Source organism: Agromyces sp. MMS24-JH15, from assembly GCF_043518605.1.
Lineage (GTDB): Bacteria > Actinomycetota > Actinomycetes > Actinomycetales > Microbacteriaceae > Agromyces.
On record NZ_CP171358.1, the window covers coordinates 153,777 to 179,111 of the forward strand.

Genomic DNA, 25,335 nt, shown 5'->3' on the forward strand with positions numbered 1-25,335 from the left:
ACGGCACCGCGGTGGGTCGACTACGCGCTCGTGTGCGCGCCCAGGGCCGCCGGAACCGACGACCGCGTGGAGCCTAGCGGTCGTTCCTGAGCCTCGGCTGGGCAGGACTACTCTGGCCTGATGACCACGGATGCCCCCGCCGAGCGCCTGCACCACTGGGTCGTCACGCTGAGCTGCGTCGACGGGCCGGGCATCGTCCACGCCGTGAGCGGGGCGATCGTCGCCGCACGCGGGAACATCACCGAGAGCCAGCAGTTCGCCTCGCTCGACCGGGGCCGCTTCTTCATGCGCGTGCAGGTCGAGTCGCCCGCGGGCCGCGACGAGTTCGAGGCCGCGCTCGCGCCCGTCGTCGAGCAATGGGACATGAGCCTCCACCTCGACGAGGTCGGGCGGCCGCTGCGCACGCTCGTGCTGTGCTCGACGGCCGGGCACTGCGTGAACGACCTGCTGTTCCGCCAGCACGCGGGCCAACTCCCGGTCGACATCCCGCTGGTCCTGTCGAACCACGGGACGCTCCGGGACCTCGTCGACTTCTACGGCGTGCCGTTCGAGTCGCACCCGGTCACCTCGCCCGACGACAAGGCGGCGTTCGAGGCGCGCGTGCTGCGCGCGGTCGAGGAGCACGACATCGAGCTCGTCGTCCTCGCCCGCTACATGCAGATCCTCTCGCCCGAGCTGTGCGCGGCGCTCGAGGGGCGGTGCATCAACATCCACCACTCGTTCCTGCCCGGCTTCAAGGGCGCGAACCCGTACCGGCAGGCGCACGCGCGCGGCGTGAAGATCATCGGCGCGACCGCGCACTTCGTGACGAGCGACCTCGACGAGGGGCCGATCATCGAGCAGAACGTCGTGCGGGTCGACCACTCGCGGTCGGTCGCCGAGCTCGTGGCGATCGGACAGGACGAGGAGAGCCGCACCCTGAGCCAGGCCGTGAAGTGGTTCGCGGAGCGGCGGATCCTGGTCGACGGCGCGCGCACGATCGTGTTCAGGTAGCGCGGTTAGGCTTGACGGTCGTGAACGACCGCTCCCCAGCCTCCCCCGACCTGCCCAAGGTCGGCCCGAACGACGTCCTGCGATTCCTGCTCGAGCTCTTCGCGATCGCGACGCTCGGCATCTTCGGGTTCGCCGCGTTCCCGCTGCCGTGGCCCGGGGTGCTCATCGGCATCGCGCTGCCGGCACTCGCGATCCTGCTGTGGGGCCTGTTCCGGTCGCCCAAGGCGGTCTTCCACGTCGACCCGTTCGTGAAGGCGCTCGTGGAGATCGCGGTCTTCTCGACCGCCGCCATCGCGTGGTGGGTCCTGGGGCAGCCGGTCGTCGCGGTGGTCTTCGCCGTCGTCGCCGCGGTGAGCGGCATCATCAACGGCCGCAAGGAGTTCGCGGGCTGATCGCGTGCCGTCGGCGCCGGGACGCCGGCATCCGCCGCACCCGGGCATCCGCCGCGCCAGGTATGCGCACATGCATGAGAATCGGGTCCTCGTCCGGCTCCGACCGGCGAGGACCCGATTCTCATGCGTTCGCGTCGCGCGTCAGGCGGTGACGGTCGCGGCTTCGGGGTCGTCCTCGTGCGCGGCGATCGCGTCCGGTTCGGAGCCGCCCGCGGTGCGGAAGTGGCCGACGACCGAGAGCAGCGCGCCGCCGACGGCCCAGCCCGCGAGCACGAGCCACTGGAACGTGGTGTCCGCGGCCGGGAAGTACGACAGCTCGCGGATCAGGGTCGCTGCGGCCCCCGGCGGGAACCACTGGCCGACGTCGCCCCACGGAGCGGGCAGGAACTCCTTGGGCATGGCCGCGGCCGAGATCGGGTTCGCGAACAGCAGCATGACGACCGGGCCGACGGCGATGCCCGCGCGCCCGATGAGGGCGACGAATCCGGTGATCGGTGCGGCGATCGCGGCGAGCGCGAGCGCGATGGCGGATGCCTCGAGCCAGAAGTCGCCCTGCAGCGCGCCGAACCAGCCCGCGAGGATGCCGGTGAGCACGAGCCCGCCCGTCGCGGAGTAGATCGCGACCGCGAGCACGCGGCGCAGCGCCCCGATGACGGCGATCGAGATGGCGATGCCGCCGATCATGCCGCCCATCACGAGCGGGAACATCGCCGCGGTGAGGCCGGTGCCACGCGGGTCGCTGTCGGCGAGCGGCACGACGTCGGTCACGGGGACGTCGATGTGCGGCGGTGCGGTGGGCGCGCCCGCTGCGGCGGCCGCTGCCGCGGCCTGCGCGTTCACCTGCTCCTCGAGCGTGCCGGCGATGCCGTTCAGCAACTGCGCGACGACCGTGCTCGAGGCGGTCGACGTGAGCACTTCGGACTCCTGGCCGAGCACGATCGCGCCGTACGCGGTGCGCGCCTCGATGGCGTCGACGGCTGCGTCGCGGTCGTCGACCTGCTGCAGCTCGATGGCGCCGGGCTGCGCCTCGTCGACGGCGTCGGAGACGGCCGCCACGGCCTCGTCGGAGCCGACGATCGCGATGGGGAGGTCGTGCGGCTCGGCGGTGACGCTCGGCCACGCGAAGGCGAGCACGACGACCGCGACGAGCGCGGCGAGGCCGAGCGCGAGGCCGACGACGCGGCCGATCGGCGTGTGGGGGGTGTGCGGGCTGCGCGGGGGCGTCGGCGCGGGCGCGCCCCGCCCGGCCGCCGTCGCGGCGCTCGTGTCGCGGGACATCCGGGACCTCCGGTTCTAGAAAAACGAATGATCGTTCTTTTATAATCTTCTCGCGTCGGGTTGTCAAACGCGGACGCGCTCGTCCTCCAGTCCCACTGCCCCTCGACCGGCCGGGATCAGCCATCCACGAGGTACATGGGATACGCATCGTGGTACACGGTGTCCTGCTGATGGTTGAAGAGATGCACCAGCCGACCCTCCTCGACGTCATGCGCCGACCTGGTGTCGGGCTCGCAGGAGGGCCACCCGTTCCGCTGCACCTCGACCACGTCGCAATCCCACGCCACGCCGGGCGGGAAGAACTCGAGGATCATCGTCTCCGCCATCGAGCACGTCCGGCCGCCCTCATCCTGAAGGCAGATCGCGTAGACGGTCGCACCCGGAACGTCGTCGTCCGGCCCGGACTCATCGACGAACGCACCCGGATGCTCCGCCAGCACCTCAGCCGCGTCGAAGCACTCGTCCTCGCCGACCCGAGTGCACCACCGTCCGGCGAGCACCGGGGGCAGGCCGATCCGGGCCGTTGAATCCGATCCCGGTGGGGCGCCCGAGCCGGGCGCCGAACTCGCAACGGCCGTGGTGCCGGCCGCTTCCCCATCCGACGCCGCGTCGGGCGCGCACCCGACCAGCGCCGCGAGGACCACCGCGAACGCCGCAATCACCCCCGACGCCTGGAACCCGTTCGAATGCATGCGCGCCTCCCCCGCTCGCTGCCAGCTTGCCCGTCTTCGCGCAGGAGCGCACTCGTTTCGCGTCGCTCCGGGCCGAACCGCCGACGTGCACCGGCGTATCCTCGGAATCACCCACGTCGTCCCGCCGACGCACCAGGAGGAGTCCGATGCCGAAGGTCAGCGAGGCGCACCGAGCCGCGCGTCGCGAGGAGATCCTCGACGTCGCGATCGGCTGCTTCATGGCGCACGGGTACGCGCGCACGTCGATCGCCGACCTCGTCGAGGCATCCGGGCTCTCCGCAGGCGCGATCTACGGCAACTTCCCCGGCGGCAAGCAGGAGCTCTTCGCCGCCGCCGCCGCGCGCGTGCTCGAGGCGCGGCGCGACGAGCTCCTCGAGCAGCGCAGCCGCCTGGGCGTCCTCTCCCCCGGCGAGATCATCCGCACGCTGCTCGACGGCATCCGCCACGAGCCGTTCAGCGTCGTGCTCCCGCAGCTCTGGGGCGAGGCCGTGGTCGACCCCGAGATCCGGTCGCTCGTCACCGCGGTGTTCCTGCGGCTCCGCACGGCGGTCGCCGAGGGGCTCGCCGAGTGGGCGGCGACCGATCCCGCCCGCACGCGCGGCGAGGATCCGACCGCGTGGGCCGAGCGCGTCACGCCCGTCGTGCTGTCGGCCGCGCCCGGGTTCATCCTGCAGCGCGCGCTCCTCGACGACTTCGACGAGGAGGGCTACCTCACGGCCCTGTCCGAGGGCCTCGTCCACTGACGTCGGCGCGCGGCGAGGACGCGCCGACAAGCGCGCTCGCGGGCGCGCCCGCCGGTCGCGCCGTGGCACGACCCCCGCGTCAGCGGCTCAGAAGCCCTGCCACGCGGGCTTGTTCGCCCACGAGTAGCGGTAGTACGCCGCGTGCTCGAGCCGGGACGCGGCCGCCTCGTCGACGATCACGGTCGTGTGCGGGTGCAACTGGATGGCGGAGCCAGGGTTGCCGGCCGAGACCGGGCCCTCGACCGCGGCCGAGAGCGCCTCGGCCTTGCCCTCGCCGAACGCGAGCAGCACGAGGTGCCGCGCCTCCAGGATCGTGCCGATGCCCTGCGTGATGCAGTGCATCGGGACCTGGTCGAGCGAGTCGAAGAATCGGGCGTTGTCGATCCGGGTCTGCTCGGTGAGCGTCTTCACGCGCGTCCGCGACGCGAGCGACGAGCCGGGCTCGTTGAACGCGATGTGGCCCGTGCGCCCGATCCCGAGGATCTGCACGTCGACGCCGCCGGCCTCGGCGATCGCGGCCTCGTAGTCCGTCGCCGCTGTCCCGACGTTCGCGAGGTCGCCGTCGGGCACCCGCACGAGGTCGGGCGCGAGCCCGAGCGGCTCGACGACCTCCCGCGTGATGACCGCGCGGTACCCCTCGGGATGCCCCGCCGGGAGCCCGACGTACTCGTCGAGCGCGAAGCCGCGCACGCGCGACACGTCGAGGCCCTCCTCGGCGATGCGCCGGGCCATGGCCCGGTACGTCGTCAGCGGCGTCGACCCGGTCGCGAAGCCGAGCACGGCGTCGGCGGACGCGCGCACGGGCGCGAGCATCGCGGTCGCCGCGAGCTCGCCCGCCTCGTCCTGGTCGCGTACGATCACGACTTCTGCCATGCGGGCCCTCCGATCAACGCGGCCCCGACGGCGGCCGCCGGGAATCCGTTCGGGATGACCTGCACCCGGCGGGCCAGGTCGAGCGAGTCGAGGAAGGCGGAGTCCGCGGACCACGCGACGAGGATACGCCGGACGCCGACGAGGAGGTCGTCGCCGAGCGCCGCGAGCCCACCGCCGATGACGACGTCCTCGACGTCGGTCGTGAGGACGAGCAGGCGCACCGCCGACGCGACGCCCGTGAGGAACCGCTCGCGCACCGCGACCGCGTCGGGCTCGCCGGCGTCGGCGCGGTCGAACAGGTCGCGCCCGGGCAGCGGGTGCTCGGTCGGCCACATGCGCGCGAGCGCCGAGCCCGACGCGAACGTCTCGAGGCATCCGCGCTGGCCGCAGCCGCACTGCTCGCCGGCCGGGTCGACCGGGATGTGCCCGATCTCGCCCGCGACGCCGTGCCCCCCGCGCAGCAGCGTGCCGTCGAGCACGATGCCCGCCGCCATCCCGGTGCCGAGGTTCAGGTACGCCATCGAGTGCTTCCGGATCCCGTCGGCGATGCCGAGCAGGTGGTGGGCGCCGAGTGCCGCGGCCTTCACGTCGTTCTCGACGCGGACGTCGACGCCGAGCCGGTCGCTGAGGCGCGAGCCGAGGTCGAGTCCCTCGAGGCCGAGGTTGACGGCGTGGCGGACGCGACCGGTCGCGCTGTCGACGGCGCCGGGGATCCCGATGCCGATCGAGGCGAAGGCCGATGCGTCGACGCCCGCGAGGTCGCTCATGCGCTCGACGGTGCGCAGCGCGGTCGCGACGACCTGGTCCGCCCCGAAGCCGGTCGGCATGCGCACCTGGTCGCTGAGCTCGCCGTCCTCGCCGATCGCGACGGCCGCGGTCTTGGTGCCGCCGATGTCGATGCCGAGCCTCATGCGGTCACCGCCGCATCCGCGCCCAGCGCGTCGCCGACGAGCCGGATGACGGCCTCGCCGACGAGGCGGGAGGCGCCGAAGCCCGAGACGTCGGCGACCGCGCGGTCGTCCGACGGCCAGCCCAGGTCGACGGTCACGACGTCGTCGCGCGCCGCGCGGAGCGCGGCGATCGCGTCGACGGCGAACGGGAACCGGTGGAGGTCCTTGCCGATCACGACGACCGGGCCCGCGAGCGCGGCCGGGTCGGCGAGCGGATGCGCCGCGTCGAGCGCGACGGTCTCGGCGGCCGACAGCCACGACGGCGCATCGGATGCCTCGGCCGCGAACGGCCCCCACGGCGCGATGCCGACCGCGATGTTCGGCACGGTGTCCACGCGGACCACGGTGCCGACCGAGCCGGCGCCGCGCAGCGGCGCGAGCGCGCCGTCGACGAGGTCGAACGCGCGGAGGACGTCGTCGACGCCCACCGCGGAGGCCGTGTCGGCCGCGGTCGGGCCGCCGGTCGCGGCATCCGTCGTTCCCGACCCGCCATCGGCGAGCGCGCGCACTCGGCCCGCCGCCTCGGCGACCCGGTCGGCGTCGAGGCGGCCCGCGGCGACCGCGGCCTCGACCGCGGCGACGATCTCGTCGACCTGCGCCTCGGTGATGTCCGGGCCGATGCACAGGAGGTCGCAGCCCGCGACGAGGGCGCGCACGGCAGCCTCGGGGATGCCGTGCACGCCGCTCGCCCCGTGCATGTCGAGCGCGTCGCTGACGACGACGCCCGCATACCCCAGCTCCCCGCGGAGCAGGCGACGCAACACGTTCGGGGAGAGGGTGACCGGATGCTCCGCATCGAGGTGCGGCAGCACGATGTGGCTGGTCATGATCGACCGCACGCCCGCGGCGATCGCCGCGCGGAACGGCACGAGCTCGCGCTCGCGCAGCACCTCGAGCGGCGCGTCGACGACCGGCAGCGCGAGGTGGGAGTCGGCCGACGTGTCGCCGTGGCCGGGGAAGTGCTTCGCGCTCGCGTCGACGCCCGTCGACTGCACGCCGCGCACCCACGCCGCCGTGTGGCGGGCCGCGAGCGCCGGGTCGGCGCCGAAGCTGCGCGTGCCGATCACGGGGTTCTCCGGGTTCGAGTTCACGTCGGCGTCGGGCGCGAACGTCATGGTGACGCCGAGCGCGCGCAGCGCCTCGCCGACCTCCCGGCCGACCGCCTCGGTCAGCGACGGGTCGTCGAGCCGTCCGAGGACGGCGTTGCCCGGCCAGGGCGCGCCGCGGTCGTAGTACAGGCGCGTGACGTCGCCGCCCTCCTCGTCGATCGCGACGACGGCGGCCGGGTTCGCGCCGCGGAGCTCGGCGCACAGCGCCGCGAGCTGGTCGCGGGCGACGACGTTCGAGCCGAACAGGCAGACTCCGCCGAGGCCGTCGCGGAGCCGGGCGAGCACCCAGTCGGGTGCCGCCGGCCCGGTGAACCCGGGCAGGAGGGTCGTGAGGATGTCCCGGCGCAGGCCCCCGCCCGCGCCGGACGGCGCAGCGTGGTTCATCCCTTGACGGCTCCGCTCACGAGCCCGCTCGTCATCCGGCCCTGCACGATGAGGAAGAAGATGATCACGGGGACGGCGACGAGCGCCGACGCGGCCATGACCTGGCCCCAGTCGGTCTCCCGCGTCGCGCTGGCCTGGATGAACCCGCGCAGCCAGAGCGGCAGCGTGTGCATGTCCTCGGCGGGCAGCAGCACGAGCGCCACCGTGAACTCGTTCCACGCCTGCAGGAAGGCGAACACGCCCGACGCGACGAGGCCCGGCGCGAGCAGCGGGAACGTGATCCGCATGAACGCCTGGGTGCGGCTCAGGCCGTCGACCATCGCCGCCTCCTCGAGGTCGGCGGGGATGCCGGCCACGAAGCCGCGCAGCATCCAGACGGTGAACGGCACGACCGCGGCGATGTAGATGATGCTCACGCCGATGACCGAGTTCAGGAGGCCGACCGAGGAGACCATCTTGTACTGCGCGATGAACAGGCCCTCCGCGGGGAGCATCTGCACGATGAGCACGGCGAGCACGAAGGTCTTGCGGCCGCGGAACTTGAAGCGGCTGATCGCGATCGCCGCGAGGAACGCGAACAGGAGGCATCCGAACACCGCGATGAGCGTGACCGACAGGCTCACGCCGAGGGCGGTGAAGAAGGAGCCGCCCGAGAGCACGTTCTCGTAGTTCGCGAGCGTGCCGTTCACCGGGAAGAAGGTCGGGATGAAGGACTGCAGCGTGCGGTTCGACAGCAGCGAGGAGTTCACCATCCAGTAGACGGGGAACACCCACGCGAGGGCGACGACGATCGCGACCACCGAGGCGACGATGCGACCGAGGCGGCGGGTGCCGCGCCGGAGCAGGCGGCTGGTCTCGCGGGACCGCGAGGTCGGCATGGGTGCCGCGCCCGGGGTGACGTCGTCGAGGAGTTCCGGGAGCTTGGAGACGGTCGACCGGCTCATTGCTGGTCCTCCTTGAGCAGGCTGCGCACGTAGAACCAGCTGATCGCCAGGGTCAGTGCGAGAACGAAGATGGAGACGGCCGACGCCATGCCGAAGTCCTGCGAGCCGGCGCCGAGCTTGTAGATGTACGTGCCGAGCAGGTCGAAATCGCTCGCCTTGGAGCCGGCGTCCTGGAGCATCGTGATCTGCGTGAAGACGCGGAGGTCCCAGATGAGCTGCAGCAGGAGCACGATCATGAGCACCGGGCGGATCATCGGCAGGATGATCCAGCGGAGCCGCTTCGCACCGTTCGCGCCGTCCAGCTGGGCCGCCTCGAGCACCTCGTCCGAGACCTGGGTGAGGCCCGCGTAGACCGAGAAGGCGACGAAGGGGACCGACATCCAGACCACGATGACGCACGCGACGAGGAAGAACGTGAACGGGTTCGACAGCCACGAGTACCGGTTCATGTCGACGCCCGGGATCATGTCGAGCAGGTAGTTGACGACGCCGCGGCGGCGGTCGAACAGCCAGATCCAGACGGTCATGGCGGCCACGACGGGCATCGCCCAGGCCAGCAGCAGGGAGATCTGGAGCGTGAGTCGCGCGAACCGGCCGACCGCGGTCATGAGCACGGCGAGGAGCACGCCGGCGACGACGGTGATGGCTGCGGTGGCGAAGCAGAAGACGAGGGAGCGACCGACGACGACCCACATGTCGGGGTCGGTCGCGAGGGTGATGTAGTTCTCGAGCCCGACGAACGGGGCCGGCTGGCCGAACTGCTGCTTGATGCCGAATTCCTGCATCGACGTGACGAACTGCCAGATGAGCGGGTATCCCATGCCGACGACGAGGATCAGGACGGCGGGGACGAGCAGGAGATGAGGGACGGAGATCCGTCGCTTGCGCGCGCCTCGGGGGCGATTGGTCGGTGCCGCTGCGGTTCGGTCCTGCGCGGCGATGGTCGCGGTCACGGTCTCATCCTCCTTTCGGATGTCGTGGTGCATTCATTCGACGGGCCGCGAGCGAGGAGTCGCCAGCGGCCCGGGTGTCTGGGTGGAGGGACGGATGCCGGTGCCCGGCGTGCAGGTGCCGGCATCCGTCCCTCGGGTGGTGCTAGTTGAGGAGCTCGTTCAGCTTCTCGTCGTACTCGGCAGCGAGGTCGGCGACGTCACCGCCGGCCGAGACCTTGCCGAAGAACTCCTCGAGGAGTCCGGCGCCCTCGACGGCCGCCCAGCCGGGAGCGGCGGGGGTCAGCTTCGAGCCGGCGGCCGAGTCGACCAGGGCCTTGGCGAACTGGTCGCTCCCGAGGGAGTCGGCGTAGTTCAGGTTGGCGGGGCCGAGGCCGTTCTCGCCGAGCATCTGCTGGTACTCGGGGGAGAAGATGATCTTCATGAGCTCCTTGGCGCCGGCCTGGTTCTTGCTGGCGGCCGAGACGGCGATGTTCGAGCCGCCGGCGAAGACCGGAGCCGATCCACCGTCGACGCCCGGGAGCACGAAGGTGCCGAAGACGTCGTCGTTCCAGGTCGCGACCGTCTTGGTGTCGTCCTTGGGGTCCGGAGCCAGGTCGCCGATCGACCAGTGCGCCCATCCGGGAGCGATGATCGTGGCGGCCTCGGGGGCACCCGTGGCCTCGTTGTTGTTGATGTTCACCCACGGGGTGCTGTCGAACTCGGTCGCCGGGGCGTTGGACGCCTCGGTGAAGAGCGACTGGAACTCCTCGAGGCCCTTGACGGACTCGTCGGACGACAGGGCGCCGACCCACTTGTCGCCGTCCTTGACCGCGAGCTCACCGCCGTTGGCGAAGATCCACGAGATGCCGTTGCGCCAGTCGCTGCCGCCGATGTAGAAGCCGGACTGGGTGTCGGTGCGCAGCGACTTCACGGTCTCGTCGAACTCGGCGAGGGTGGTGGGGACGGTCTTGCCGGCCGCCGCCCAGATGTCCTTGCGGTAGAAGTTGTAGCGCGAGCCGAAGTAGTACGGCAGGGCGTAGTTCTTGCCGTCGACCTTGCCGACCTCGACGAACGACTCGAGCAGCGAGTCGCCGCCGAGCTCCTCGTACATGTCGGACAGGTCGGTGAACGCGCCGGCGTTGGTGAACGTGGGCGACCAGGTGTTGCCGATCTCCGTCACGTCGGGCGTGTTCGCGGCGTCCGGAAGCGCGGTCGTCAGCTTGGCGACGGCGTCACCCCAGCCCTGCTCCTCGATCGTGAGCGTGCCACCGGTGGCGTCCTTGTACTCCGACTTGAGGTAGTCGCGGAGCGCGTCGGGGGTGTCCCCGCCCATGAGCCACAGGGTGATGTTCTGGCCTTCGGCAGTGTCCTCGGACGCGGTGTCGCCACCGGTCGAGCTGCAACCGGCGAGAACGAGGGCAGATGCCGTGGCGAGGGCCGCCACTGCTGCGTACTTTCTCTTCATTGCGATTTCCTTCTCTTGGTTGGGGTGTGATGCAGTTCGGCCGGATCAGAGCCATCCGAGCCTGTCGCCGGTGTCGCGCTAGGAGACCCCGAGTTGCCCGGAGAGCACCATGACGGCCGCACCGAGCAGGACGATGTCCTGCCCCTGCGTGGTCATCCTGAGTGTCAGCGAACCGGTGAACTCGGCCATCGTGCGTGTCCGGATCGTCTCGATGGCCGCTGCTGCCAGCGGGCCATCAAGCAGTTCGGTCGGGCCGCTCAGCACGATGTCGTGCAGGTCGAGCGCTCCGACCACGGGGGCGAGGATGATGCCGAGCCGGCGTCCTGCCTCCCGAAGCGTGAGGTCGCGTTCGGCGTCGTCCGAGACGCCCGCGAGGCGCGCGGCGAGCCGCGGGGCGGCGAGCCAGGCCTCGAGGCATCCGTGCTTGCCGCACGCGCACAGCGGGCCGCCGTCGGTGCCGACGACGACGTGGCCGATCTCGCCCGCGGCCGAGGCCGAGCCGAAGACGGCCCGGCCGCCGAGCAGGAGCCCGGCGCCGACACCGTGGCCGACCTTGACGAGCATGATGTCGCCGTCGGCGTCGCCGAAGGCGTGCTCGGCGTAGACCGCCGCGTTCGCGTCGTTCGCGACCAGCACGGGCAGTCCGAAGCGCTCGGAGAGCAGCCCCTGCAGGTCGACGTCGGACCAGCCGAGGTTGGGGGCCGTGCGGACGACGCCGGCGGCGTCGACGATGCCCGGCGAGCCGATGCCGATGCCGAGCACGTCGGTCGTGGCCATCGCGGCGACCGCGTCGGCGAGTTCGATCACGCGGGCGACGGCCTCCGCGCCGGTGGCGCCGGCGAGCGGCACCTCGGAGCGGGCGATGATCTCGCCGCCCAGGTCGAGCACGGCGCCGCGGAAGACCACGTCGTCGGAGAGGTCCATCGCGAGGATCTGGAAGGCCGCCCGGTCGAAGCCGATCAGGGTCGCGGGCTTGCCGGGACGGGCGTCCTCGCGCTGGCCGAGCTCGATCACGAGGCGGTCGGCGATGAGCTCGGCGACGAGGTCGGAGACCGTGACGCGCGTGAGGCCGGTCTCGCGCGCGACGTCCGCACGGCTGAGGCCGGTGGAGCGGTAGAGCGTCTGGAGCACGAGGGAGCGGTTGTGACCGCGGGCGTGTTCGGGCAGCACCTTCGCGGTCGGTCGGAGGGTCCGACCGTGGGAGAGCTGCGTCGCCGTCATGTTTGTTAGTAAAGCTTACGAACAAACACGATGCAAGCTCGCGCGAGGAGTTCGTCCGGGTTCTTTACAAACCCGTGACCTTCCGGAAACGGGCGTTCCGCGCGAACGCGGCCCGGTCCGGGCACCTCGCCGCTTCCCCGGGAATCCGCTGTGATCTCGCCGGATCTCCGCCCGGACGGCGAAGGGCCGGATGCCACGAGGCATCCGGCCCTTCGCTCGCGCCGCGAGGCGCAGGTCACGCCGCGAGGCGGGCCTTGAGGTTGTCCGAGATCGACGTGAGGAACTCCTCGGTCGTCTGGTAGCCCTGCTCCGGGCCGACCAGGAGCGCGAGGTCCTTGGTCATCGCGCCCGACTCGACGGTCTCGATGACGACCTGCTCGAGCGTCGACGCGAAGTCGATGAGCTCCTGGTTGCCGTCGAGCTTGCCGCGGTGCGCGAGGCCGCGCGTCCACGCGTAGATCGAGGCGATCGGGTTCGTCGAGGTCGGCTTGCCCTGCTGGTGCTGGCGGTAGTGGCGCGTGACGGTGCCGTGCGCGGCCTCCGCCTCGACGACCTTGCCGTCCGGGGTCGCGAGCACCGAGGTCATGAGGCCGAGCGAGCCGAAGCCCTGCGCGACGGTGTCGGACTGCACGTCGCCGTCGTAGTTCTTGCAGGCCCAGACGTAGCCGCCCTCCCACTTCAGCGACGCCGCGACCATGTCGTCGATGAGGCGGTGCTCGTAGGTGAGGCCTGCGGCGTCGAACTGCTCCTTGAACTCGGCCTCGAAGACCTCCTGGAACAGGTCCTTGAAGCGGCCGTCGTAGGCCTTCAGGATCGTGTTCTTGGTCGAGAGGTACACCGGGTAGTTGCGCGAGAGGCCGTAGTTCAGCGAGGCGCGCGCGAAGTCGCGGATCGACTCGTCGAGGTTGTACATGCCCATGGCGACGCCGGAGCCGGGCGCCTGGAACACCTCGAACTGCTGCGGCTCGGAGCCGTCCTGCGGGGTGAAGGTCATCGTGAGGGTGCCGGGGCCGTCGAACTTGAAGTCGGTCGCGCGGTACTGGTCGCCGAACGCGTGGCGGCCGACGATGATCGGCTTGTTCCAGCCCGGGACGAGCCGCGGGATGTTCGAGATGATGATCGGCTCGCGGAAGATCACGCCGCCGAGGATGTTGCGGATGGTGCCGTTGGGCGAACGCCACATCTTCTTGAGGCCGAACTCCTCGACGCGGGCCTCGTCGGGCGTGATGGTCGCGCACTTCACGCCGACGCCGTGCTTCTGGATCGCGTGCGCCGCGTCGATCGTGATCTGGTCGTCGGTCTCGTCGCGCTTCTGGATCGAGAGGTCGTAGTACTCGAGGTCGATGTCGAGGTACGGGTGGATCAGCTGGTCCTTGATGGCCTGCCAGATGATTCGGGTCATCTCGTCGCCGTCGAGCTCGACGACGGTGCCTTCAACCTTGATCTTGGACAAGAGGAAGTGCTCCTTTGGATCGCGCGGGAAACCGAGGATGCCTCGGGGGTGGCCGGGCACGCCATCCGCCAGTCTACCGTCTGCCCGGAGATGTCTCGACATCGAGACATCCCCGGCTATCCTGACGCGCACCGCTCGATTACCCTTGGGCCATGGCTGACCTGCGACTCGAGGAACTGAACGCGTCCAACATCGTCGCGGCGAACGGACTCTCGTTGAAGCCCGGGCAGGAGCAGTTCATCACCCCGGTCACCTACGCCGCCGAGACCACGGTCGTCGACCCCTCGACCACGTGGCAGCGCGTCGCCGTGACGGCGTCGACCGGCCGGGTCGTGGGGTTCATCCACGGCACCTTCGACCCCGACAACGACCACGAGTACTTCCGTGCGTGCATCTGGCGGATCAACGTCGACGCCGAGGCGCAGGGCCAGGGCGTCGGCCGGTTCCTCGCCGAGGCCCTCGCGCAGGAGGCGAAGCGCCGCGGCGTCGACCGCATCAGCGTGCTGTGGGAGGCCGGCGAGGGCGGCCCCGGCGAGTTCTTCCACCGCATCGGCTTCCGGGACGTCGGCGAGAGCGAGTACGGCGACGTCATCGGCGCGCTCGAGCTCTGAGCACGATCGGGATGACCCCGGCCGACGAGCTGCCCGAGTTCGTGGACGCCGTGCTCGCGGTCGTCGCCGACATCCCCCGCGGGCAGGTCGCCACCTACGGCGACGTCGCGGCGATGCTCGGCTCGCGCGGCGCGCGCGCCGTCGGCACGGTCATGGCGAGGTACGGCTCGGATGTCCCGTGGTGGCGCGTGGTCCGCGCGGGCGGGCGCCCGCCCACCGGCCACGCCCGTCGAGCGCTCGCGCACTACGAGGCGGAGGGCACGCCCACGCGCCCCGCGGCCGACGAGGACGGCTACCGCATCGACCTCGCGGCGTGCCGCTGGCGGGGCTGACCGCGCGAGACGTCGGTGTCCGGCGCACGCCTCGCGCGCCCGACGGTCAGCCTCACGCCGGCAGGAGCGACCCCCGGAGCGGGATCCGCACGGTCACGGTCGTCCCCGCGCCCGCGGGGCTCTCGAGCTCGAGCGTGCCGCCCACCGCGTCGATCCGGTCGACGATGCCCTGCACGCCCGACCCCGCGTCGAGCGACGCCCCGCCGCGGCCGTTGTCGCGCACCACGATGAGCAGCTCGCCGTCGAGGACGTGCGCGCGCACCCAGGCCCGCGTCGCGTGCGAGTGCTTGCCGACGTTCGCGAGGAACTCGGCGATCGCGAAGTACGCCGTCGACTCGATGATCTCGGGCAGGCGCCCCTCGGCCTGCACGTCGACCTCGACGGGCACCGGCGAGCGTCCCGCGAGCTCGGGCACGGCCAGCGTGAGCCCGCCCGTCACGAGCAGGCTCGGGTGGATGCCGTGCGCGAGCTCCCGGAGCTCGCGCAGCCCCTGGTTGAGCGCGGCGATCGCGTCCTCGAGGTCGGCCTTGAGCTCGGGCTGCCCGGCCTGGCCCGCGCGGTTCGCGGCGACGCGGAGCTTCATCCCGAGCGCGACGAGCTGCTGCTGGGCGCCGTCGTGCAGGTCGCGCTCGATGCGCCGGCGCGCCTCGACCCCGGCCTCGACGATGCGCTGGCGGGAATCGCGGACCTGCTGGAGCGTGCGCTCGACCTCGGAGCGCAGCCGCCCGTTGTCGACCGAGAGCCGGAGGGCGCTCGAGACGCCCTCGAGGAGCCTCGAGTTCTCGGTGAGCACGCGGTCGTGGCGGATGAGCGCGATCGGCACGCCCTGCGGCGACGACACGGGCAGGATGCTGTGCGCGCTGCGGCCCTCGACGTCGGTCGGCTCGGCGAGCTCGCCGTCCGCGTCGATGTAGGCGCCGCGCTCCTCGTCCCACCAGTAGACGCGCACCGAGGCGTCCCGGAGCACGCGCGCGAGCGAATCGGCCCAGAGGCCGCGGTCCGTGCCCTCGCGCGTGATCCGCATGAGGTCGGCGACCCGGCCGCGCAGGTTGCGCGTGTGCGAGATGCCGGCCACGAAGCTCACCGGGATCGAGGCCATGGCGAAGAGCGAGACGGTCCTGAGCACCATGTCCGCGGTCGTCGACGCCGCGTAGGTGACCGCCTGCGCGGCGACCGTCACGCCCCAGATCAGGATGGCGAGCGGCATCAGGAAGGCGACGATGCGCGCCGGCACGCTCCCCCGGACCCAGCGGACCAGCAGCCGCACCGCGATCGCGAGCAGCAGCGCGGCGCCGATGAGCCGGTAGCCGCTGTCGATGAACGTGTAGAGCCCGGGGAGCTCGGCGATCTGGTACGGGTTCGGGGCGCACTCGCACGGCGCGTCGCCGGGCCCCGCGAGCAGGATCTTGCCGAGCAGGTTCACGAAGCTGGCCACGAGCGCGATGCCCGCGACCCAGCGGTCGAACGCGTCGTCGAGCCATCCTCGCGGGTAGACCAGGACGAGGATGCCCGCGGCCACCGCCCAGCCGAGGTCGACGCCGAGCAGGATCGGCCAGAGCCAGCCGGCCTGCTCGATCGCCTGGTAGAACGACTGCGGGATCCACAGCACCGCGAAGGTGACCATGAGCCGTGCCGGCATCGGCGTCGGGCCGATGCGCCACGCGACGCCCGCGCAGACGAGGAACACCGCGGGGACGACCGCATGCAGCGTCGCGTAGGACACCTCCTCGCGATCCGCGGACGGGGTCGCGAGGAATCCGGTGACCTCCATGACGACGCTCAGCACGAAGACGCCGACCAGGATCGCCAGCTGGGCCGGCGACAGTCGCTCGCGCCCGGGTTCCATCAGCGTTCGCCGAGCAGGGCGAGCACCGCGAGCACGCGGCGATGGTGCTCGGGGGATTCCTCGAGGCCGAGCTTCTGCAGGATGCTCCGCACGTGGGTCTCGACCGTCTTCAGGCCGAGGAACAGGGTCTGCGCGATGCCGCCGTTCGAGTAGCCCTGCGCCATCAGCTCCAGCACGGAGCGCTCGCGTTCGGTGAGCCTCGAGAGCGGATCGTCGGCGCGCGTGCGCTGGACGAGCTTCTCGACGACCTCTGGGTCGACGACGGACCCGCCCTCGGCGACGGTCTGCACGGCGCGCACGAGCGTCTGCGGCTCGGAGACGCGCTCCTTCAGCAGGTAGCCGGTGCCGCTGCCCGCGCCCATCACGCGCACCGCGTACTCGGGCGTCGCGTACATCGACAACAGCAGCACGCCGATGTGGGCGCCCTCGCCGCGGATCGTCTCGAGCGCGACGATGCCCTCGTCGCGGTAGTCGGGCGGCATGCGGATGTCGAGCACCGCGGCGTCGATGCCGCCGCGGCGGACTGCGGCGACGAGTTCGTCGCCCGTGCCGTAGGAGCCGACGACCTCGATGCCGCCGCCCTCGAGGACCGTCTGGATCCCCTCGCGCAGCAGCAGTGCGTCGTCGGCGATCACCACCCGCAGCGGGGTCGTCGCAGTTCCGGTCATCGGACCTCCGTCCTCAACGCGCACGGACGACCGTGCGCTTTCCCCCCGCAGTTGCCGACGATAGCGCGAGTACGGCCCCGCCGGACAGACCCTGGTGTCCCCCAAACGGGGGAACGGTCGTGGTCCGGGCGCCCCGCCCGGCTGCTGCGCACGCCGCGACCCGCGTGCCACACTCGGAGTCGCAGGGCCGATCGGGGGCACCCGCCCCCGGCGGACGAGACCGCATACCCGAGGAGCCGGGCATGGCCGCTTCCGATCGCACGCGCCGCGCGCCGCGGCCCGTCGTCGTCGTTCCCATCGGGCCGGGGCGTCGCGTCGCCGACGTGCTCCGCGAGCAGCGCGTCCGGCTCGGCGAGGCGCGCGCGCCGAAGCCGAGCGCGACGCGTACGCTGCGCATCTCGCTCGCCATGCGCGGCGGCGTGAGCCTCGCGGTCTGGATCGGCGGCGTGGCCGCCGAGGTCGACCTGCTCCGGCGCATCCGCCTCTACGACGTCGGCGACGAGACCTGGGCGCTCCTGCCCTGGTCGCGCGGGGCCGAACCTTCGCCCGCGATCGAGGAACGGGTGCGCGCCTACGCCGAGCTCCTCGACGCCGCCGGATACGACCGCGTCGAGGTGGACCTGCTCGCGGGCGCGAGCGCGGGCGGGCTCAACGCGGTCGTCTACGCGGTCGCGCAGCGCGCCGGGATGTCCCTCGACGGGCTCCTGCGGACCTGGAGCACCGTGGGCGGCTTCTGGGGCCTGCTGAACGAGCCCGGCGACCGGGGCATCCACGCGCTGATGCGCGGCGAGGGCTACTTCCGCCGGCGCGTGCGCACGGCCATGGGCGACCTCTACCTCGCGCGCGGCGCGCACCCCGACCTCGTGGCCGACTACGTCGGCGTCGACCTGTCGACGACGATCATCGACGCGCAGGACGCGTACGAGGAGGACGCGTCGGACGGGCGCGGCCACTTCCACTTCGTCGGCAGCGACCGGCACCACCTCGACAACCTCGTGCCGCGCCGGGCCGCGCCGCCCTACGACGGCAAGCTCGCCGACGACCTCGAGCAGCTCTGGCAGCTCGCCCTCGCGGCCCGGTCGACGTCGTCGCTCGCCGGCGGGTTCGAGCCCGCCGAGATCGCGTCGACCGAGTGGCCCGGCCCCGGCGACCCCGACGACCCCGGCCCCATCGTGGATGCGCGGACCGACCCGCGGGGCACCGTCGCCGCCCGGCGCGACCTGCGCTTCGCGTTCGGCCTGCATCGCGCCCAGCCCGGGCAGCCGTACCGAGTGATCGACGGCGCGGTCTTCGACAACGTCCCGATCGACCGCGCACTGCGCGCCGCGCGGCTCCGGCCGTCCGAGCGGCTCGCCGACCGGGCGCTGCTGTTCCTGGACCCCGAACCCGATCCCCCGCTCGGCGGCCCGGCGCCGTGGGACCCGGACGCGTCCCGGTTCTTCCCCGCGCTCGGCGCGATGTTCAGCCGCAGTTTCCGCCGCGAATCGGTGTCGGGCGAGGTCGACGAGCTCGCGCGCTTCAACGCGCTCCGCCTCGTCGCGGACGGCCGCAGGCAGAGCACGTCCGCGCTCGCGGCGGCTGCCGCCGCGACGCCCGACGCGCTCGCAGCCCGTCGGCGCGCGTACGTGCGCGCGCAGGGCGGCGCCGTCGCCGACCACCTCGTCGAGACGCTCGCGCAACCCAGCCTCTGGCAGCTGCACAGCCCGGGCCGGCGTCGGCGCTCCTACCCGCCGGTCGACCGCGTCGCGCTCGGCGCGCTCGAGGCGGTCGCGGTCGAGCGGTTCGCGCGACTGGCCGAGGAGGACCCCGACCGCGTGCTCCGGTCGCCGTCGGCACTCGCGGACGCGGCATCCTGCGTGCTCGACTGGGCGCGCGCGCTCGAGTCGGTGCCGGATGCCCCGGGCTCGCGCCGCGGGTTCCAGCTGCGCGCGGTCCGCCGCGCCGCGTACGACGCGCTGATCGACGCGACCGGCAGCCGCGACGCCGCGACCGAGCGCGTGCTGCTCGACCGGCTCGCCACCCTGCCGCCCCGCGGGATCCCGGCCCGTGCCGACGCCGAGCGCTGGGTCGACGCGTGGATCGCGGCATCCGACGCGGTCGACGCCGGCCCGCACTGGCGCGCGCTCGACGCCGCGATCGGCGAACTCGCGGACCTGAGCCGAGCGGTCGATGCACGGGCCGACGCGGGCGAGGCCGACCTCGGCGCCTGGCCGGGGTCGACCTGGCACGCGATCCACCGCGTCGCCGCCGGCCTGCACGCGAACGACCTGCCGCCGCTCCTCAACGCCGGCGGCGTGCCCGCGTCGCTGTCGCACGTCACCTACTGGGCGATCGGCGTCGACGAACCGCCCGCGAACCCGCACCGGTTCACGGCGCTCATGGACGACCGGTTCCGCACGCGCCTCCAGGGCCTGCTGCGGACCCCGCGCATCCGGCCGGAGACGATCGCCGAGCGGCTCGCGGCGCCCGAGCTCGTCCCACTCGACCGGCAGACCAAGCTCGCCGGGTACGGGTTCGGCAACTTCCTCGGATTCCTCGCGGCCGAGTGGCGGGTCAACGACTGGTGGTGGGGGCGGCTCGACGGGGCCGCGGGACTCGCCCGGTTCCTCGCGCGCGGCCTGTCGCCCGACGAGGTGCACGACGTCGTCCGCCGGGTGCAGGACCAGGTGCTGCTCCAGGCCGACGAGGAGCGGTACGCCGCCGACGGCCGGTCGCCGTACGGGCGCCAGCCGGGCGGCGACGCCGACCGGACCGAGGCACCGGAACCCGTGCCGGCAGCGAAGTCGGCATCGCCGGCGGCAGCGCCGGCCGCCGTGCCGACCTCCGTGCCGGCGGCGGTCGCCCGCGCGTCCGCCGGCCCCGCCGCGGGCGGGGAGGCGGACGAGCCGAGGTCGCCCGCGGACGCGCAGCGGGCCCGGCTGCGCGCGGGCACGGACACGCTCTGGAACCTCGACCCCTCCTACCGATTCGCGCTCGCGTCGCGGGCCGTGCGGCTCGTGGACCGCAGCACGACGCGCCCGCGCAACCGCGTGCTGCTCGTCGCCGTGCAGGCGGTCCTCGCGGTCCTGCGCCCGTTCCTGGTGGCCGTGCCCGCCGTCGCCGATCCGCCTCGGCTCGCGCTCATCGTCGGCATCTCGGGCGCCGCGGCCTGGCTCCTGACCTGGACCGCGTTCGCGCCCTCGCCCTTCGCGGCGACGTTCGCGTGGGTGCTCGTCGTGGTCGCCGCGGTCGTCCTCGCGCTCGGCATCGCGCGCGTCCGGCGGCTCTGGGGCCGCGCGGCCGCGGCCGCGGACGACCCCGACCTCCGGACGTCGATCGCCGCCGCGCGCACGCAGGCGCGCGGTCCGGCGCTGCGATACGGCGTGGTCGCCCTCGCGAGCCTCGTGCCGCTCTGGGTAGCTGTGGCGCGGAGCAACCTCGTGATGTCGGTGCTCTGCGGCGCGGTCACCGCGGTCCTCATCGCCGTGGCCGTGCGGATGGCGTCGACCGCGCGCGCGAACACCGTGCCGTGGAACGTCGTCCGCTCGGCGCTCATGCTGGGCGCGTTCGCCCTCCTCGGGGCCGTCCTGCCGGCGCTCCAGTACTGGGCCGAGATCGACCCCGCGGCGCCCGACCTGCTCGCCGCGCTCCTCGAGCCGCCGCTCGGCTGGGACCTCGCGATCCTCGCGGTCGGCGGGATCGCGGTCGCGATCGTGCTCACGGTCGACTGGCTCCCGATCGGCGGACGACGCGCGGCCATCCGCCGCTCGCGCGGGATCGACTGGCTCACGCTGTCGGTGCTCGCGAGCTCGATCGCGCTCGTGCTCGGGTCCCTCGTGCTCCTCGCGACCGCGGGACGCCCGCCGCTGCACGGGACCATCACGGCGGTCGTCGTGTTCATCGTCGCGTGGGCGAACGTGGTGTGGTGGCTCCCGGAACTGCGGCGCCGCGAACTCCCGCTCGACGACGGCCTGTACCGGCGCGGCGAGGCGGGCCGCCCGCGCCCGACCCGCGGTCGCGGCCGGCGGCCGCGGACCGCGCCCGCCGCCGCGGCACCCGCGCGGACCGGCTGACGACTCGGTGCCCGGCCGACGACCCAGTGCCGACCGGCTGACGACTCAGTGCGGACCCCCGGGCCGGCTCGGGGCTGACGCGGATGCCGTGGGGCCCGCGTTCCGCGAGGCTCGTGGCATGCCCTCCAGACGTCGCCGTGACCGGGTGGGACGGCCTCCCGCCGACCCCGGCCGCGGCGTCGCAGGCGTGCCGAGCTGAGGGGCACGCCGCCCGGCCCGCGGAGATCCGCGGGCCGGGTCGGCTCGGCCGGGTTCGTCCCGGCCGAGCCTCCTCGGCGGCGGCGGCGCGCCTACACGAGCGAGTCGAGCCAGGCCTCGTGCAGCGCCGCGAAGCGGCCGCCGCCGCCGGTCAGCTCGGCCGGCGAGCCATCCTCGACGATCCGGCCGTGCTCCATCACGAGCACGCGGTCGGCGATCGCGACCGTCGACAGCCGGTGCGCGATGATCACGGCCGTGCGATCCTTCAGCAGCGTCTGCAGGCCGTCCTGCACGAGCCGCTCGCTCGGGATGTCGAGCGACGAGGTCGCCTCGTCGAGGATCAGCACCGCCGGGTCCGCCAGGAACGCGCGCGCGAACGAGATGAGCTGCCGCTGGCCGGCGCTCACCCGGCCGCCGCGCTTGTTCACGTCGGTGTCGTACCCGTTCGGCAGCGACTCGATGAACTCGTGCGCGCCGACCGCCTTCGCCGCCCGCACGATCTCCTCGAACGGGGCATCCGGCCGGCCGAGGCCGATGTTGTCGGCCACCGACCCGCTGAACAGGTACGCCTCCTGCGTGACCATCACGATCGCGCGGCGCAGGTCCTTCGGGTGCATCCGGGCGAGGTCGACGCCGTCGAGGCTCACCCGGCCGGACGTCGGGTCGTAGAAGCGCGCGATGAGCTTCGCGAGCGTCGACTTGCCCGCGCCCGTCGTGCCGACGAGCGCGATGGTCTGGCCGGCCGGGACGTCCAGGTCGAACCGCGGCAGGATGACCCGGCCGGCGGTGTACGCGAACTCGACGTCCTCGAAGCGCAGGTGGCCGTCGGCCGTCCAGAGGTCGACCGGGTCGGCCGGGTCCGGCACGCTCGGGTCCTCCTCGAGCACGCCCGAGATCTTCTCGAGCGCGCTCGCGGCCGACTGGTACGAGTTGTAGAACATCGCGAGCTCCTCCATCGGATCGAAGAAGCGCTTGGTGTACAGCACCGTCGCGAGCAGGACCCCGATCTCCATGGCGCCGTCGACGACGCGGAAGCCGCCGATGAGGAGCACCGCGGCGACCGCCGCGTAGCCGATCACGGCGAGCGTGGGGTTGTAGATCGCGAAGAGTCCGAGCACGCGTGCGTTCACGTCCCGGTAGTCCTCGACCAGCTCGCCGAACTCGCGCTCGTTGCGCCGCTCCTTGCGGAACGCCTGCACCGCGCGGATCCCGGTCATGGTCTCGACGAACTGCACGATGAGCTTCGCGCTGGCCACCCGCGACCGGCGGAAGAACGCCTGCGAACGCACCTGGAACCACCGGGTGAGGAACGCCAGCGGCACGAGCGCGGCGAGCAGCACGAGCCCGCTGATCCAGTCGAGCCACACGAGCGCCACCGCGGTGAACGCCATGTAGAGCACGCCGCGGATGAGCTGGTTGATGCCCTCGTCGAGGAGCTCCCGGATCGCATCGAGGTCGCTCGTCTGCCTCGAGATGATGCGGCCCGACGTGTAGGACTCGTGGAACTCGAGCGAGAGCTTCTGCGTGTGCAGGAACACCCGCGTGCGCAGGTCGATGAGCACCGCCTGGCTGACCCGTGCGGACAGGCGGATGTACACGGCGATGAGGAACGCGCCCGCGGCGCCCGTCAGCAGGTAGGCGAATCCGGCGAGGCCGAGCGGCATCCAGTCCTGCGCGAGCAGCGCGGGGAGGCCCTGGTCGATGCCGTACGCGATGATCGCCGGACCGGCGACCTGGGCCGCCGTGGAGACCACGACGATCGCGAGGGTCGCCCACAGCCGCCCGCGCTCGGGCCGGAGCAGCGTTCCGAGCAGCCGCAGGCTCCGCGCGCGGAGCGCGCGCGATTCGGCCTTCGTGTAGTCGTGGCGCTCCTCGCCCTGGACTCCGACGACGGTGCTCATCGGGTCGCCTCCTTCCGGTCGTCGGCTGCATCGGGTTCTCGGTCGACGGGGTCGGATGCCGCCGCCCCCGCGCCGCGTTCCTCGGCCTCGAGGCTCGAGATCACGAACCGGTAGTGGTCGGATTCGCGGAGCAGGTCGGAGTGCGCCCCGACGGCCGTGATCCGGCCGTCCTCGAGCAGGGCCACCCGGTCGGCGAGCATGACGGTCGACGGCCGGTGCGCGACGATCAGCGCCGTCGTCTCGGCGAGCACGGTGCGCAGCTCCTCCTCGACGCGCGCCTCCGTGGCGACGTCGAGCGCCGACAGCGGATCGTCGAGCACGAGCACCGAGGGACTCGCCGCGACGGCCCGCGCGAGCGCGAGTCGCTGCCGCTGGCCGCCCGACAGGCTCATGCCCTCCTCGCCGACCTTCGTGTCGACGCCGTCGGGCAGGTCGTAGGCGAAGCCCGCCTGCGCGATGCGCAGCGCCTCGTCGAGCACCCGCTCGGCCTCGGCGCCGACCCCAGGGTCCGCCTCCACGGCCTCGCGGCCGAACTCCGGCCGACCGAGCAGCACGTTCTCGCGCACCGACGCCGAGAACAGCGTCGCATCCTCGAACGCCATCGCGACGTGGGTGCGCAGCTCCTCGCGCGTGAGCGCGCGGACGTCCATGCCGTCGATCCTCACCGCGCCGGCGGTGACGTCGTACAGTCGCGAGACGAGCGCGGTCATGGTCGTCTTCCCGCTGCCGGTGAGCCCGACGAGCGCCATGGTCTCCCCCGGCCGCACCACGAGGTCGACGCCGTCGAGCAGGTCGGCATGCCTCGACGGGGCATCCTGGTAGCGGAAGTGCACGTCCGCGAAGACGAGTTCGCCGCGCGGCCGCTCGACCGCGTCCGGCCGCTCGGGGTCGGTGATGTCGTTCTCGGTGTCCATGACGTCGAAGAACCGGTCGGTCGCCGTCCTCGCGTCGAGCGAGAAGGCGAGCAGGAACCCGATCGACTCGATCGGCCACGCCAGCACGGCCGCGGTCGCGAAGAACGCCACGAGCTCGCCGACCGAGAGCTGCCCCTGCGCCGCGAGCCAGACGCCCAGCACGAGGCAGATCGAGACCGCGACCGCGGGCACGATCAGGAGCCAGACCCAGATGCTCGCATCGAGCCGCGCCTTCTCGATCTCGGTCGAACGCAGCGATTCGGCCTGCTCGCGGAAGGAGCGCAGCGCGTGCTTGCCACGACCGAACGCCTTCAGCACGCGGATGCCGTGCACCGATTCCTCGACCATCGTGGCGAGGTCGCCGGACTGGTCCTGGCTGCGCCGGGCCACCTCCGAGTAGCGACCCTCGAACCGGTAGCCGACGATCCACAGCGGCAGTGCGCAGGCGAAGAAGATCACGCCCAGCAGCCAGTTCATCGAGATGAGGATCACGGCGCCGGCCACGAGGACGAGCAGGTTCCCGACCAGCAGGATCAGGCCGAAGGCGAGCCACCGGCGGATGAGCCCGAGGTCGCTGACCGCGCGCGAGAGCAGCTGGCCGCTCGGCCACCGGTCGTGGAAGCTCACCGGCAGGTCCTGCAGGCGGGCGTACAGGGCGTTGCGCATCCGCGCCTCGACCCGGGTGGTCGGCCCGATCACGAGCCAGCGGCGAAGGGCGAACATGCCGGCCTCGGCGACGCCGAGCCCGAACACGAGGAGGGCGAGGGGCACGATCGCGTCCCGCTCGCCGTCGGCGAGCGGACCGTCGACGATCTGCTCGAGCACCTGCGGGATGACCAGCGCGACGAGTTGCGCGCAGAGGTACGCGACCATGCTGGCCACGATGGCGGGCATCGCGGGCCCGACGAACGCGTGCAGGCGCCACAGCGCGCGCACGGCGCCGACGCGCTCGGGCGCGCCGCCCCGGGCGGTGCCGGGCTCGGGCTCGACGGCCTCGGATTGCGGTGGGTGGAGGGTGGACGTGGTGGCGGACAAGCCGGGTCCTTCCGGAAGGGTCGACGCGGGCGCAGCAGCGCGCCGCGGTCGGGCGGTCGGTGCGAGGAGTGGATGCGCGGCGGATGCCGCGTGCGGCGTCGTCTCGGCGACCGACGTGGTCGCCGCGGGAACGCGGGGCTTTCCGGGTGGCCCTACCCGAGACGGACGACGGTGCGCGGACGCGCGGAGCCGATGACCATCACGGGATAGGCGTGAGTGGCGGGCTTCTGCATGGTGTCCTCCCTGCGTCGTCGTGCACGGCCGGACGGGTCGCGTCGCAGCCAGCCCTTCAGAATATGGTGCCGACGCGACGCGGCGCAACCCGGCGGCGAGATCCGACGGTTCCCCT

General features: G+C 72.6%; 20 protein-coding genes. 6 read left to right on the forward strand and 14 right to left on the reverse strand.

Annotated features, from left to right (window positions below; all coding sequences use genetic code 11):
• Positions 1–120 precede the first annotated feature (120 nt).
• Both purU and ACDF64_RS00730 read left to right on the forward strand, forming a co-directional pair.
• On the forward strand, positions 121–993 hold the full coding sequence (gene purU, locus ACDF64_RS00725) for a formyltetrahydrofolate deformylase (protein ID WP_394552878.1): 873 nt from the start codon (positions 121–123) through the stop codon (positions 991–993).
• 20 nt (positions 994–1,013) lie between these two features.
• On the forward strand, positions 1,014–1,385 hold the full coding sequence (locus tag ACDF64_RS00730; protein WP_394552879.1) for a YrdB family protein: 372 nt from the start codon (positions 1,014–1,016) through the stop codon (positions 1,383–1,385).
• A gap of 141 nt (positions 1,386–1,526) precedes the next feature.
• Here ACDF64_RS00730 and ACDF64_RS00735 read toward each other — a convergent pair whose 3' ends face one another.
• Positions 1,527–2,663: an ABC transporter permease gene (locus ACDF64_RS00735; protein ID WP_394552880.1), complete on the reverse strand. Its 1,137-nt coding sequence runs from the start codon at positions 2,661–2,663 to the stop codon at positions 1,527–1,529.
• A gap of 116 nt (positions 2,664–2,779) precedes the next feature.
• Positions 2,780–3,307 carry a hypothetical protein gene (locus ACDF64_RS00740; RefSeq protein ID WP_394552881.1) on the reverse strand — a complete coding sequence of 176 codons (528 nt, stop codon included), beginning with the start codon at positions 3,305–3,307 and terminating at the stop codon, positions 2,780–2,782.
• Positions 3,308–3,501: 194 nt separating this feature from the next.
• Here ACDF64_RS00740 and ACDF64_RS00745 point away from each other — a divergent pair, with 194 nt between their 5' ends.
• A complete protein-coding gene (locus ACDF64_RS00745; protein ID WP_394552882.1) occupies positions 3,502–4,098 on the forward strand; it encodes a TetR/AcrR family transcriptional regulator in 597 nt (198 codons plus the stop codon).
• Positions 4,099–4,185: 87 nt separating this feature from the next.
• Here the strand turns inward: ACDF64_RS00745 and nagB are convergent, their stop codons facing one another.
• From nagB to ACDF64_RS00785, 8 genes are all read right to left on the reverse strand, one after another.
• A complete protein-coding gene (nagB, locus tag ACDF64_RS00750) occupies positions 4,186–4,971 on the reverse strand; it encodes a glucosamine-6-phosphate deaminase (RefSeq protein ID WP_394552883.1) in 786 nt (261 codons plus the stop codon).
• Complete coding sequence (locus ACDF64_RS00755; RefSeq protein ID WP_394552884.1) at positions 4,956–5,882, reverse strand: ROK family protein; 927 nt, start codon at positions 5,880–5,882, stop codon at positions 4,956–4,958. Before ACDF64_RS00755 ends, nagB begins: the two co-directional genes overlap by 16 nt.
• A complete protein-coding gene (locus ACDF64_RS00760) occupies positions 5,879–7,414 on the reverse strand; it encodes a glycoside hydrolase family 3 protein (protein ID WP_394552885.1) in 1,536 nt (511 codons plus the stop codon). Before ACDF64_RS00760 ends, ACDF64_RS00755 begins: the two co-directional genes overlap by 4 nt.
• Positions 7,411–8,292: a carbohydrate ABC transporter permease gene (locus ACDF64_RS00765; RefSeq protein ID WP_394555023.1), complete on the reverse strand. Its 882-nt coding sequence runs from the start codon at positions 8,290–8,292 to the stop codon at positions 7,411–7,413. The genes ACDF64_RS00760 and ACDF64_RS00765 overlap by 4 nt, the downstream gene beginning before the upstream one ends.
• Before the next feature lie 62 nt (positions 8,293–8,354).
• A complete protein-coding gene (locus ACDF64_RS00770) occupies positions 8,355–9,311 on the reverse strand; it encodes a carbohydrate ABC transporter permease (protein WP_394552886.1) in 957 nt (318 codons plus the stop codon).
• A gap of 142 nt (positions 9,312–9,453) precedes the next feature.
• Entirely contained in the window at positions 9,454–10,755 is a 1,302-nt protein-coding gene (locus ACDF64_RS00775; protein WP_394552887.1) for an extracellular solute-binding protein, read from the reverse strand.
• Between the two features lie 78 nt (positions 10,756–10,833).
• On the reverse strand, positions 10,834–11,976 hold the full coding sequence (locus ACDF64_RS00780; protein ID WP_394552888.1) for an ROK family transcriptional regulator: 1,143 nt from the start codon (positions 11,974–11,976) through the stop codon (positions 10,834–10,836).
• A 235-nt stretch (positions 11,977–12,211) separates the two neighbouring features.
• A complete protein-coding gene (locus tag ACDF64_RS00785; RefSeq protein WP_394552889.1) occupies positions 12,212–13,429 on the reverse strand; it encodes an NADP-dependent isocitrate dehydrogenase in 1,218 nt (405 codons plus the stop codon).
• A 152-nt stretch (positions 13,430–13,581) separates the two neighbouring features.
• On the opposite strand from ACDF64_RS00785, the gene ACDF64_RS00790 reads away from it, so the two are divergent.
• Complete coding sequence (locus ACDF64_RS00790) at positions 13,582–14,040, forward strand: GNAT family N-acetyltransferase (protein ID WP_394552890.1); 459 nt, start codon at positions 13,582–13,584, stop codon at positions 14,038–14,040.
• 11 nt (positions 14,041–14,051) lie between these two features.
• Entirely contained in the window at positions 14,052–14,372 is a 321-nt protein-coding gene (locus ACDF64_RS00795; RefSeq protein WP_394552891.1) for an MGMT family protein, read from the forward strand.
• Positions 14,373–14,424: 52 nt separating this feature from the next.
• Here ACDF64_RS00795 and ACDF64_RS00800 read toward each other — a convergent pair whose 3' ends face one another.
• Positions 14,425–16,218: a sensor histidine kinase gene (locus ACDF64_RS00800; protein WP_394552892.1), complete on the reverse strand. Its 1,794-nt coding sequence runs from the start codon at positions 16,216–16,218 to the stop codon at positions 14,425–14,427.
• Positions 16,218–16,886, reverse strand: coding sequence for a LuxR C-terminal-related transcriptional regulator (locus ACDF64_RS00805; RefSeq protein ID WP_394552893.1), 669 nt, complete (start codon positions 16,884–16,886; stop codon positions 16,218–16,220). Before ACDF64_RS00805 ends, ACDF64_RS00800 begins: the two co-directional genes overlap by 1 nt.
• A gap of 242 nt (positions 16,887–17,128) precedes the next feature.
• On the opposite strand from ACDF64_RS00805, the gene ACDF64_RS00810 reads away from it, so the two are divergent.
• Positions 17,129–20,938, forward strand: a complete 3,810-nt coding sequence (locus ACDF64_RS00810) for a DUF3376 domain-containing protein (protein WP_394552894.1) — start codon at positions 17,129–17,131, stop codon at positions 20,936–20,938.
• 290 nt (positions 20,939–21,228) lie between these two features.
• On the opposite strand, the gene ACDF64_RS00815 is transcribed toward ACDF64_RS00810, so the two are convergent.
• Complete coding sequence (locus ACDF64_RS00815) at positions 21,229–23,037, reverse strand: ABC transporter ATP-binding protein (RefSeq protein WP_394552895.1); 1,809 nt, start codon at positions 23,035–23,037, stop codon at positions 21,229–21,231.
• Positions 23,034–24,845 carry an ABC transporter ATP-binding protein gene (locus tag ACDF64_RS00820; protein WP_394555025.1) on the reverse strand — a complete coding sequence of 604 codons (1,812 nt, stop codon included), beginning with the start codon at positions 24,843–24,845 and terminating at the stop codon, positions 23,034–23,036. The genes ACDF64_RS00815 and ACDF64_RS00820 overlap by 4 nt, the downstream gene beginning before the upstream one ends.
• Positions 24,846–25,335: the final 490 nt, after the last annotated feature.